Source organism: Pseudomonas sp. TE6283, assembly GCF_054060555.1.
The window spans coordinates 167,529-178,040 of record NZ_JBSSDH010000003.1 but is presented as its reverse complement, the minus strand read 5'-3'; the positions used below and the strand labels follow the sequence as shown (position 1 = coordinate 178,040).

At 65.6% G+C, this 10,512-nt stretch carries 11 protein-coding genes; 6 read left to right on the top strand and 5 right to left on the bottom strand.

Annotation, left to right across the window (positions count from 1 at the left end; genetic code table 11):
• Nucleotides 1-55: 55 nt before the first annotated feature.
• The 5 genes from rng to mreB form a co-directional block, all read right to left on the bottom strand.
• Nucleotides 56-1,513, bottom strand: a complete 1,458-nt coding sequence (rng, locus tag ACVWZ5_RS06290; RefSeq protein ID WP_028689643.1) for a ribonuclease G — start codon at nucleotides 1,511-1,513, stop codon at nucleotides 56-58.
• 81 nt (nucleotides 1,514-1,594) lie between these two features.
• Nucleotides 1,595-2,194 (bottom strand): Maf family protein, encoded by a 600-nt coding sequence (locus ACVWZ5_RS06285; RefSeq protein ID WP_062572901.1) that lies wholly within the window; start codon nucleotides 2,192-2,194, stop codon nucleotides 1,595-1,597.
• A gap of 32 nt (nucleotides 2,195-2,226) precedes the next feature.
• Nucleotides 2,227-2,715 carry a rod shape-determining protein MreD gene (gene mreD / locus ACVWZ5_RS06280; protein ID WP_028689641.1) on the bottom strand — a complete coding sequence of 163 codons (489 nt, stop codon included), beginning with the start codon at nucleotides 2,713-2,715 and terminating at the stop codon, nucleotides 2,227-2,229.
• A complete protein-coding gene (gene mreC / locus ACVWZ5_RS06275; RefSeq protein WP_253249242.1) occupies nucleotides 2,715-3,692 on the bottom strand; it encodes a rod shape-determining protein MreC in 978 nt (325 codons plus the stop codon). The genes mreD and mreC overlap by 1 nt, the downstream gene beginning before the upstream one ends.
• A gap of 221 nt (nucleotides 3,693-3,913) precedes the next feature.
• Nucleotides 3,914-4,951, bottom strand: a complete 1,038-nt coding sequence (gene mreB, locus ACVWZ5_RS06270; RefSeq protein WP_003255163.1) for a rod shape-determining protein MreB — start codon at nucleotides 4,949-4,951, stop codon at nucleotides 3,914-3,916.
• A gap of 203 nt (nucleotides 4,952-5,154) precedes the next feature.
• Here mreB and gatC point away from each other — a divergent pair, with 203 nt between their 5' ends.
• The 6 genes from gatC to ACVWZ5_RS06240 all read left to right on the top strand — a co-directional run bounded on the left by gatC (nucleotide 5,155) and on the right by ACVWZ5_RS06240 (nucleotide 10,328).
• On the top strand, nucleotides 5,155-5,442 hold the full coding sequence (gene gatC, locus ACVWZ5_RS06265) for an Asp-tRNA(Asn)/Glu-tRNA(Gln) amidotransferase subunit GatC (RefSeq protein WP_028689639.1): 288 nt from the start codon (nucleotides 5,155-5,157) through the stop codon (nucleotides 5,440-5,442).
• 15 nt (nucleotides 5,443-5,457) lie between these two features.
• A complete protein-coding gene (gene gatA / locus ACVWZ5_RS06260) occupies nucleotides 5,458-6,909 on the top strand; it encodes an Asp-tRNA(Asn)/Glu-tRNA(Gln) amidotransferase subunit GatA (RefSeq protein WP_457340472.1) in 1,452 nt (483 codons plus the stop codon).
• A gap of 11 nt (nucleotides 6,910-6,920) precedes the next feature.
• Nucleotides 6,921-8,366 carry an Asp-tRNA(Asn)/Glu-tRNA(Gln) amidotransferase subunit GatB gene (gene gatB, locus ACVWZ5_RS06255; protein WP_062572899.1) on the top strand — a complete coding sequence of 482 codons (1,446 nt, stop codon included), beginning with the start codon at nucleotides 6,921-6,923 and terminating at the stop codon, nucleotides 8,364-8,366.
• A gap of 55 nt (nucleotides 8,367-8,421) precedes the next feature.
• Nucleotides 8,422-8,826 (top strand): septal ring lytic transglycosylase RlpA family protein, encoded by a 405-nt coding sequence (locus ACVWZ5_RS06250; RefSeq protein WP_084941941.1) that lies wholly within the window; start codon nucleotides 8,422-8,424, stop codon nucleotides 8,824-8,826.
• 61 nt (nucleotides 8,827-8,887) lie between these two features.
• Complete coding sequence (locus tag ACVWZ5_RS06245; protein ID WP_186599363.1) at nucleotides 8,888-9,931, top strand: calcium/sodium antiporter; 1,044 nt, start codon at nucleotides 8,888-8,890, stop codon at nucleotides 9,929-9,931.
• A gap of 10 nt (nucleotides 9,932-9,941) precedes the next feature.
• Nucleotides 9,942-10,328 (top strand): carboxymuconolactone decarboxylase family protein, encoded by a 387-nt coding sequence (locus ACVWZ5_RS06240; RefSeq protein WP_096048644.1) that lies wholly within the window; start codon nucleotides 9,942-9,944, stop codon nucleotides 10,326-10,328.
• The last annotated feature ends 184 nt before the right edge of the window (nucleotides 10,329-10,512 follow it).

Genomic DNA, 10,512 nt, shown 5'->3' with positions numbered 1-10,512 from the left:
GCCGGTGAATAGCGATTTGCCAGCCCGTCCATGGGGCGACCGCCATTAGCGAAGGTCAGAGCAGCACCACATCATATTGTTCCTGGGAATACATGGACTCCACCTGGAAGCGGATGGTTCGCCCGATGAACGCTTCCAGCTCGGCGACGTTGCCCGACTCTTCATCGAGCAGGCGGTCCACCACTTTCTGGTTGGCCAGTACCCGATAGCCCTCGGCCTGATAGGCGCGGGCCTCGCGCAGGATCTCGCGGAAAATTTCGTAACAGATCGTCTCCGGGGTTTTCAGCTTGCCGCGCCCCTGGCACGCCGCGCAGGGCTCGCACAGCACCTGCTCTAGGCTTTCGCGGGTGCGCTTGCGGGTCATCTGCACCAGGCCCAACTCGGTGATGCCGATGATGTTGGTCTTGGCATGGTCGCGTTCGAGCTGCTTTTCCAGGGTGCGCAGGACCTGACGCTGGTGCTCTTCATCTTCCATGTCGATGAAGTCGATGATGATGATCCCGCCGATGTTGCGCAGGCGCAGTTGTCGGGCAATGGCGGTAGCAGCCTCGAGGTTGGTCTTGAAGATGGTTTCTTCGAGATTGCGATGACCGACGAACGCCCCGGTATTGACATCGATGGTGGTCATCGCCTCGGCCGGGTCGACCACCAGGTAGCCGCCGGACTTGAGCGGCACCTTGCGCTCGAGGGCGCGCTGGATCTCGTCTTCCACGCCATACAGGTCGAAGATCGGCCGCTCGCCGGGGTAATGCTCCAGGCGATCGGCGATCTCCGGCATCAGCTCGGCGACGAACTGCGTGGTCTTCTGGAAGGTTTCCCGCGAGTCGATGCGGATCTTCTCGATCTTGGGGTTGACCAGGTCACGCAGGGTGCGCAGGGCCAGGCCAAGGTCCTCGTAGATGACCACGGGCGCCCCGCAGGTCTTGATCTGCGAACCGATCTGCTCCCACAGGCGGCGCAGGTAGCGGATGTCCTGGAGGATGTCCTCGGCGCGGGCGCCCTCGGCGGCGGTGCGCAGGATGAAACCACCGGCGTCCTTCATGTCTTCCTGGGCCATGCAGTCGGTGACCACCTGCTTGAGGCGCTCGCGCTCGGCTTCTTCCTCGATCTTCAGGGAAATGCCGACATGGCTGCTGCGTGGCATGTACACCAGGTAGCGCGACGGAATCGACAGCTGGGTGGTCAGGCGCGCGCCCTTGCTGCCGATGGGGTCCTTGGTGACTTGCACCACCAGCGCCTGGCCTTCGTGCACCAGCGCGGTGATGTTCTCCACCGCCGAGCCTTCGCGCTGGGAGATCTCCGAGGCATGGATGAACGCCGCCCGTTCCAGGCCGATGTCGACGAATGCCGCCTGCATGCCCGGCAGGACCCGCACCACCTTGCCCTTGTAGATGTTGCCGACGATGCCACGGCGTTGGGTGCGCTCAACGTGCACCTCCTGCAGGACGCCGTTCTCCACCACCGCCACGCGTGACTCCATCGGGGTGATGTTGATCAGGATCTCTTCACTCATGGCAGGCTCTCGTCAAAGGTCTTGGGTAATGATGGATCGCTGCGGGATGGCTGGCTAGGCTCGGTACGAAATGTAAAGGCCCTAGCGCGGTGTCGTGTCCTCTTGCTGCTGCCAACAGGGGATGGCGAACTGTTCGAGCAGCTCGGCAGTCTCGCTCAGGGGCAGGCCGACCACGGCCGAGTAGCTGCCCTCGATAGCGCTGACGAACACCGCGCCCAGGCCCTGGATGGCATAGCCGCCGGCCTTGTCGACCGGTTCGCCGCTGTCCCAGTAGCGCAGCGCTTCCTCGAAGGAGATGGTGCGAAAACGCACGGTGGTGCTGACGCAGCGGCTGATGCTGCGCTGGCCGTCGGTCAGCGCCACGGCGGTGAGCACCTGGTGCTCGCGCTTGGACAGGTCGCCAAGCATGGCCAGCGCCTGCTCGCGGTTCTCCGGCTTGCCGAGGATCTGGCCATCGAGCACCACGGTAGTGTCGGCGCCCAATACCACCCCGGCGCCGTCGGTGTGGGCGAAGCCCGCCACGGCCTTGGCCTGGGCCAGGCGCTCGACATAGGCCGCCGGGGCTTCGCCCGGCAGCGGGGTTTCATCGATGGGCGCGCTGACGACGGTGAACGGCACGCCGATCTGGGCCAGCAGTTCACGCCGGCGCGGCGAGCCGGAGGCCAGGTACAGCTGAGTCATATGGACATCTCCCTGTCAGTGGCGGCGGGTCGTCAGTGAATGTGCAGGCGGACGCGCAGGCCGCGCAGGGCGAAACTCACCCAGGGCCAGAGCAGGGCACTGATCACCGCCGACCAGACCAGGGCCAGGGTCGGCAGGCGATTGCCGGTGAGCGCGCTGAGCCACAGCTGGATCAGCTGGGCGATGCCGAAGATCACCAGGATCACCAGGCTCTGCTGCCACATGGGGAACATGCGCAGGCGCTGCTGCAACGACAGCACCAGGAAGGTGATCAGGGTAAGGATCAGGGCATTCTGGCCGAGCAGGGTGCCGTACAGCACGTCCTCGGCCAGGCCGAGCAGGAATGCCGTGGTCATGCCGACCTTGCCGGGCACGGCAAGGGTCCAGAAGGCCAGCAGCAGGGCCAGCCACATGGGCCGGAACACTTCCATGAACTGCGGCATGGGCGAGACGCTGAGCAACAGGCCGATGGCGAAGGTCAGCCAGATGGCCCAGCCGTTTCTGCTACGGGTGCTGGCCATTATTGTCTCCGGGGTTGAGCCGGCGCGGCGGCCGGTTGGGCCGACGCCGGGCTTGCCGTCGTTGGCGCAGCCCCAGGCGCCGTACCTGGCGCGGGCTGCGCGGCATGGGCCGGCGCGGGTGTCGCGGGCGTGGCCGCTGGCGGAGTGTGGCCGGCGCCTTGGCGGTCGGCCTCTTCCTGGGCAATCGCCGCCTCGGTAGCGCGCTCTTCCGGGGTGCGTCGGTCGCTGAACACCAGCAACATGTAGCGGCTGCGGTTGAGCGCGGCGGTCGGAATGGCACGGACGATGGCGAACGGCTGGCCGGAGTCGTGGATCACTTCGTTGACCGTAGCCACCGGGTAACCGGCCGGGAAACGCTGGCCCATGCCGGAGCTGACCAGCAGGTCGCCTTCCTTGATATCGGCGGTGTCGGCCACATGGCGCAGCTCGAGGCGCTCCGGGTTGCCGGTGCCGCTGGCGATGGCGCGCAAGCCGTTGCGGTTGACCTGTACCGGAATGCTGTGGGTGGTGTCGGTGAGCAGCAGCACCCGCGAGGTGTACGGCATCAGCTCGACCACCTGGCCCATCAGGCCGCGGGCATCGAGCACCGGCTGGCCGAGGAACACGCCGTCGCGCTCGCCCTTGTTGATCAGGATGCGGTGGGTGAAGGGATTGGGGTCTACACCGATCAGTTCAGCGACCTCGACCTTCTCGTTGACCAGCGCCGAGGAGTTGAGCAACTCGCGCAGGCGCACGTTCTGCTCGGTCAGGGCCGCCAGCTTCTGCAGGCGCCCCTGCAACAGCAGGGCCTCGGTCTTGAGTTTCTCGTTTTCGGCGATCAGCTCGGTGCGGCTGCCGAACTGGCCGGCCACGCCCTGCCACATGCGCTGCGGCAGATCGGTGATCCAGTAGGATTCCATCAGCACCAGGCCCATCTGGCTGCGCACCGGCTTGAGCAGGTCGAAACGCGAATCGACCACCATCAGCGCGACCGACATCACCACCAGCACGAGCAGGCGAACGCCCAGCGAGGGGCCCTTGGAGAAAAGCGGTTTAATGGGCCGTTCCTCGTGGACGACTCAGAAGGTCATGGGACATGGGGCAATGCACCGGCCTGCTGCGGGTTGACGGAAACGGCGCCCGGGCGGGCGCCAGCACAGCGCATACAGGTAGCACTGTGCGTGCCACCTGTAAACCTGAGGATGCTACTGCGCAGCGATCACTCGCTGGAGAGCAGGTCCATGGCGTGCTTGTCCATCATTTCCAGGGCACGACCACCGCCGCGGGCGACACAGGTCAGCGGGTCTTCGGCGACGATCACCGGCAGACCGGTTTCCTGGGCCAGGAGCTTGTCGAGGTCGCGCAGCAGCGCGCCACCACCGGTCAGCACCAGGCCACGCTCGGCGATGTCCGAGGCCAGCTCGGGCGGCGATTGCTCCAGGGCGCTCTTGACCGCCTGGACGATGGTCGCCAGGGACTCCTGCAGCGCTTCGAGCACTTCGTTGGAGTTCAGGGTGAAGGCACGCGGTACCCCTTCGGCCAGGTTGCGGCCACGGACGTCGACTTCGCGCACTTCGCCGCCCGGGTAGGCGGTACCGATTTCCTGCTTGATGCGCTCGGCGGTGGATTCGCCGATCAGGCTGCCGTAGTTGCGGCGCACGTAGGTGACGATGGCTTCGTCGAAGCGGTCGCCGCCGACGCGCACGGATTCGGCGTAGACCACGCCGTTGAGCGAGATCAGGGCGATCTCGGTGGTACCGCCACCGATATCGACGACCATCGAGCCGCGCGCCTCTTCGACCGGCAGGCCGGCACCAATGGCAGCGGCCATCGGCTCTTCGATCAGGAACACTTCGCGGGCACCGGCACCGAGAGCCGATTCACGGATAGCGCGACGCTCGACCTGGGTCGACTTGCACGGCACGCAGATCAGCACGCGAGGGCTGGGCTGCAGGAAGCTGTTTTCGTGCACCTTGTTGATGAAGTACTGCAACATTTTTTCACAAACGCTGAAGTCGGCGATCACGCCGTCCTTCATCGGGCGAATGGCCGCGATGTTGCCAGGCGTACGGCCCAGCATGCGCTTGGCTTCGGTCCCGACTGCGACGACGCTTTTCTGGTTGCCGTGGGTACGGATGGCAACCACCGAGGGCTCATTCAGGACGATACCGCGCTCACGCACGTAAATAAGGGTGTTGGCAGTACCCAGGTCGATGGACAGATCGCTGGAAAACATGCCACGCAGTTTCTTGAACATGGGAAAGTGACCCTGGGGAAAGCGTGGGTAAAAAAGTGCGGCAAACTCTAACAATGGCAGGGATTTTGGGCAAGGAGCCAATATGTTAAATTGGCTGTTTTTCCGAGCATGCCTGCCGATGATCGCGGCCCTTTGACCGCCAGAATCCCAGCATGTTCCTCATTTGCGGACTCATTCCGTCTGTCGTTTTCCTGGAGATCCCCATGGCGCTTCAACGCTCCGACGTGGAAAAGATCGCCCATCTGGCCCGCCTGGGCCTGAATGAAGGCGAATTGCCACGCACCACCGATGCCTTGAACAGTATTCTCGGGCTGGTCGACCAGATGCAAGCCGTCGACACCACCGGCGTGGAACCCCTCGCCCACCCGCTGGAGACCACCCAGCGCCTGCGTCCCGACCAGGTCACCGAAAGCAACCAGCGCGACCGCTACCAGGCCGTCGCTCCGTCGACCGAGAACGGTCTGTACCTGGTTCCGAAAGTCATCGATTAAGGGATAGCGCCTGCCATGCATCAACTCACTCTGGCCGAGATCGCTCGTGGCCTCGCCGACAAGTCGTTCTCCTCGCAAGAACTGACCGGCGCCCTGCTGTCGCGTATCAAGCAGCTCGACCCGCAGCTCAACAGCTTCATCACCGTCACCGAGACCCAGGCCTTGGAGCAGGCGCGCGCCGCCGACGCCCGTCGCGCCGCCGGTGAAACCGGCGCGCTGCTGGGCGCGCCGATCGCCCACAAAGACCTGTTCTGCAACAACGGCGTGCGTACCAGCTGCGGCTCGAAGATGCTCGACAACTTCACCGCACCGTATGACGCCACCGTGGTCGCCAAGCTGGCCGAGGCTGGCATGGTCACCCTGGGCAAGACCAACATGGACGAATTCGCCATGGGCTCGGCCAACGAGTCCAGCCACTACGGCGCGGTGAAGAACCCGTGGAACCTCAAGCACGTGCCGGGCGGCTCGTCCGGCGGCTCGGCCGCCGCCGTGGCCGCGCGCCTGCTGCCGGCCACCACTGGCACCGACACCGGCGGCTCGATCCGCCAGCCGGCGGCGCTGACCAACCTCACCGGCCTGAAGCCGACCTACGGCCGCGTGTCGCGCTGGGGCATGATCGCCTACGCCTCGAGCCTCGACCAGGGCGGCCCGCTGGCCCGCACCGCCGAGGACTGCGCCCTGCTGCTGCAAGGCATGGCCGGCTTCGACGCCAAGGACTCGACCTCGGTCGACGAGCCGGTGCCGGACTTCAGCGCCAACCTGAATGCCTCGCTGCAAGGCCTGCGCATCGGCCTGCCGAAAGAATACTTCGGCGCCGGCCTCGACCCGCGCATCGCCGACCTGGTCCAGGCCAGCGTCAAGGAGCTGGAGAAGCTCGGCGCGGTGGTCAAGGAAATCAGCCTGCCGAACATGCAACACGCCATTCCGGCGTACTACGTGATCGCCCCGGCAGAGGCCTCCTCCAACCTGTCGCGTTTCGACGGCGTGCGCTTCGGCTACCGCTGCGAGGATCCCAAAGACCTCACCGACCTGTACAAGCGCTCCCGTGGCGAAGGCTTCGGCGCCGAAGTGCAGCGCCGCATCATGGTCGGCACCTACGCCCTGTCGGCCGGCTACTACGACGCCTACTACGTCAAGGCGCAGCAGATCCGCCGCCTGATCAAGAACGACTTCGTCGCCGCGTTCAACGACGTCGACGTGATTCTCGGCCCGACCACGCCGAACCCGGCCTGGAAGCTCGGCGCCAAGAGCGCTGACCCGGTCGCCGCCTACCTTGAAGACGTCTACACCATCACCGCCAACCTGGCGGGCCTGCCGGGCCTGTCGATGCCGGCCGGCTTCGTCGACGGCCTGCCGGTGGGCGTGCAACTGCTGGCCCCGTACTTCCAGGAAGGCCGCCTGCTCAACATCGCGCACCGTTACCAGCAAGTCACCGACTGGCACACCCGCGCCCCCAACGGCTTCTGAGGAGTTCACACATGCAATGGGAAGTTGTGATCGGGCTGGAGATTCATACCCAGCTCGCCACCCAGTCGAAGATCTTCTCCGGCAGCGCCACCACCTTCGGCTCCGAGCCGAACACCCAGGCCAGCCTGGTCGACCTGGGCATGCCCGGCGTGCTGCCGGTGCTCAACCAGGAAGCCGTGCGCATGGCGTGCATGTTCGGCCTGGCGATCGATGCCGAGATCGGCCCGCGCAACGTGTTCGCGCGCAAGAACTACTTCTACCCCGACCTGCCCAAGGGCTACCAGATCAGCCAGATGGACCTGCCGATCGTCGGCAAGGGCCACCTGGACATCGCCCTGGAAGACGGCACCATCAAGCGCATCGGCGTGACCCGCGCGCACCTTGAAGAAGATGCCGGCAAGAGCCTGCACGAAGACTTCAACGGCGCCACCGGCATCGACCTGAACCGCGCCGGCACGCCGCTGCTGGAGATCGTCTCCGAGCCTGACATGCGCAGCGCCAAAGAGGCAGTGGCCTACGTCAAGGCCATCCACGCCCTGGTGCGCTACCTGGGCATCTGCGACGGCAACATGGCCGAAGGCTCGCTGCGCTGCGACTGCAACGTCTCGATCCGCCCGAAAGGCCAGACCGAGTTCGGCACCCGCTGCGAGATCAAGAACGTCAACTCGTTCCGCTTCATCGAGCGGGCGATCAACAGCGAGATCCAGCGCCAGATCGACCTGATCGAGGACGGCGGCAAGGTGGTGCAGGAAACCCGCTTGTACGACCCGAACAAGGACGAGACCCGCTCCATGCGCAGCAAGGAGGAAGCCAACGACTACCGTTACTTCCCCGACCCGGACCTGCTGCCGGTGGTCATCGAGCCGAGCTTCCTCGACAGCGTGCGCGCCGCCCTGCCGGAGCTGCCGCCGCAGAAGGTCGAGCGCTTCCAGAGCCAGTACGGCCTGTCGGCCTACGACGCCAACGTGCTGGCCTCCAGCCGCGAGCAGGCCGACTACTTCGAGCAGGTGGCGAAGATCGGCGGCGACGCCAAGCTGGCCGCCAACTGGGTCATGGTCGAGCTGGGCAGCCTGCTGAACAAGCTGGGTGTCGAGATCGACCAGTCGCCGGTCAGCGCCGAGCACCTCGGCGGCATGCTGCTGCGCATCCGCGACAACACCATCAGCGGCAAGATTGCCAAGACCGTGTTCGAGGCCATGGCCGCCGGTGAAGGCGATGCCGACGGCATCATCGAAAGCAAAGGTCTCAAGCAGGTCACCGACACCGGCGCGATCGACAAGATGCTCGACGAGATGCTCGCCGCCAACGCCGAACAGGTCGAACAGTACCGCGCCGCCGACGAGGCCAAGCGCGGCAAGATGTTCGGCTTCTTCGTCGGCCAGGCGATGAAAGCCTCGAAAGGCAAGGCCAACCCGGGGCAAGTGAACCAATTGCTCAAGGCCAAGCTCGAAGGGTGATCCCGATCGCGGGGCAAGCCCGCTCCCACGCCAGTGGGAGCGGGCTTGCCCCGCGATGATCAGCGGCAACAGCGGAGCATCCGACTTGCTAAGACGCGCCATCACCTCTCTCGCCCTCTTCTCCCTCCTGGCCGGCTGTGCCAGCCATGACATCGACCCGCGCGGCTACGACCAGACCGGCACCGCCTCCTACTACGGCGCCCGCCACCACGGCAAACGCACCGCCAGCGGCGAACCCTTCAACCAGCATGGCCTCACCGCCGCCCACCGCAGCCTGCCGTTCGGCAGCCAGGTGCTGGTCACCAACCTTGCCAACCAGCGCAGCGTCGTGGTGCGCATCAACGACCGCGGCCCGCATACCCGAGGCCGACTGATCGACCTGTCACGCGCCGCCGCAGAAAAAATCGGCATGCTCCGTAGCGGAACCGCGCGAGTCCGGGTACAAGGTCTGAGCGATTGACCTGACTGGAGCCCTCGCCATTTTCGACCTGGCCACCCTCCCCGCCTTCAGCCTGCTGCAACTGGGCCTGGGCCTGGTGCTGCTGATCATCGGCGCCGAACTGCTGGTGCGTGCCGCCCTGCGCCTGGCCGGCCGCCTGCACGTGCGCCCGCTGATCATCGGCCTGAGCCTGGTGGCCTTCGGCAGTACCGCGCCACAGCTGACCGTGAGCCTGCAGGCCGCCTACCAGGGCGCGCCGGACGTCGCGCTGGGCAGTGTCGTGGGCAGCAACATCTTCAACGTGCTGGTGACTCTCGGCCTGGCGGCACTGATCATTCCGCTGCGCGTGTCGCGCCAGCTGGTGCGCCTGGACATCCCGCTGATGATCCTGGCCAGCGCCCTGGTGTACCTGCTCGCGCTCAACGGCCAGCTGGGGCGCCTGGAAGGTGGCCTGCTGCTGCTCGGCCTGCTGGCTTACCTGGCCATGCTTTGGCATCAGTCACGCCACTACGCCCGCACCTACCCCGCGCCGAGCCCCCTGTACGCCAGCCCGCTGCGCTTCTGGAGCAGGACTGTGCTGCAAGTTGTCGTGGGCCTGGTCCTCCTGAGCCTGGCCGGCCACCTGCTGCTGGAGGCGGTGGTCGAGGTGGCCACCGATCTGGGCCTGTCCGAACGCATCATCGGCCTGACCGTGGTGGCCGTGTGCACCTCGCTGCCAGAGCTGGCAGCCGCGCTGATCGCGGCCCTGCGCGGTGAACGGGAGATCGCCGTGGGCACGGTGATCGGCAGCAACCTGTTCAACCTGCTGGCGGTGCTGGGGCTCACTGCGGTGATCACCCCCGAGCCCTTGTCGATCTCCCCCAACGCCCTGGACTTCGACCTGCCGGTGATGCTCGGTGTCGCCGCCCTGTGCCTGCCGGTGTTCTATTCCGGCTACCGGGTCACCCGCGCCGAAGGCCTGGTGTTCCTGTGCCTGTACCTGGCCTACGGCCTGCATGTGGTGGCCTTCACTACCGGGATGCCGCTGGCCGGACGCCTTGAACGATTGATGCTGTTCTATGTGATGCCCGTGCTCGGGGTCGTGCTGCTGTACACCACGGTCCGCGCCTGGCGCCGCCAACACTAAGGAAAACAACATGGCTGACACGAAACAGACCGGCGAAAGCATTCGTCGCCAGGTGATGGGTGATACCTTCGTCGATCGCGCCCTGGGCAACGCGACCGCGTTCACCCAACCGCTGCAGGACTTCGTCAACGAACATGCCTGGGGGAGTGTCTGGGCCCGTGACGGGCTGCCGCTGAAGACCCGCAGCCTGATCACCCTGGCCACCCTGACCGCGCTCAAGTGCCCGCAAGAGCTCAAGGGGCACGTACGCGGGGCGCTTAACAACGGTTGCACCGTTGAGGAGATCCGCGAGGCGCTGCTGCATTGCGCGGTGTATGCCGGGGTGCCGGCGGCGATCGATGCGTTTCGGGCGGCGCAGGAAGTGATTGATAGCTATCAGGCGAGTTCTAGCGATTAAGGGTGGGCGCCCTGGCCTCGTGACTGTTACCTATGTGGGTGAACTACTGTGTAACCCATGTGGGTGATCCATACAGCTTGGCGATCAGAAGATTAACCACCCCGTCCACTAGCGACAGCTGCGCCAGCCCAGGCGCCGCCCGTGCCTTCGCGACTTCAGGAGGCCGAACGCAGGCCTTGCGGAG

Bases quoted from the DNA above. Each gene is read 5' to 3' on its own strand.
- rng (WP_028689643.1), bottom strand. From the start codon at position 1,513: ATGAGTGAAGAGATCCTGATCAACATCACCCCGATGGAGTCACGCGTG.
- ACVWZ5_RS06240 (WP_096048644.1), top strand. From the start codon at position 9,942: ATGGCTGACACGAAACAGACCGGCGAAAGCATTCGTCGCCAGGTGATG.
- ACVWZ5_RS06250 (WP_084941941.1), top strand. From the start codon at position 8,422: ATGATCAGCGGCAACAGCGGAGCATCCGACTTGCTAAGACGCGCCATC.
- mreD (WP_028689641.1), bottom strand. From the start codon at position 2,715: ATGGCCAGCACCCGTAGCAGAAACGGCTGGGCCATCTGGCTGACCTTC.
- gatC (WP_028689639.1), top strand. From the start codon at position 5,155: ATGGCGCTTCAACGCTCCGACGTGGAAAAGATCGCCCATCTGGCCCGC.
- gatB (WP_062572899.1), top strand. From the start codon at position 6,921: ATGCAATGGGAAGTTGTGATCGGGCTGGAGATTCATACCCAGCTCGCC.
- mreC (WP_253249242.1), bottom strand. From the start codon at position 3,692: ATGTCGGTCGCGCTGATGGTGGTCGATTCGCGTTTCGACCTGCTCAAG.
- gatA (WP_457340472.1), top strand. From the start codon at position 5,458: ATGCATCAACTCACTCTGGCCGAGATCGCTCGTGGCCTCGCCGACAAG.
- mreB (WP_003255163.1), bottom strand. From the start codon at position 4,951: ATGTTCAAGAAACTGCGTGGCATGTTTTCCAGCGATCTGTCCATCGAC.
- ACVWZ5_RS06285 (WP_062572901.1), bottom strand. From the start codon at position 2,194: ATGACTCAGCTGTACCTGGCCTCCGGCTCGCCGCGCCGGCGTGAACTG.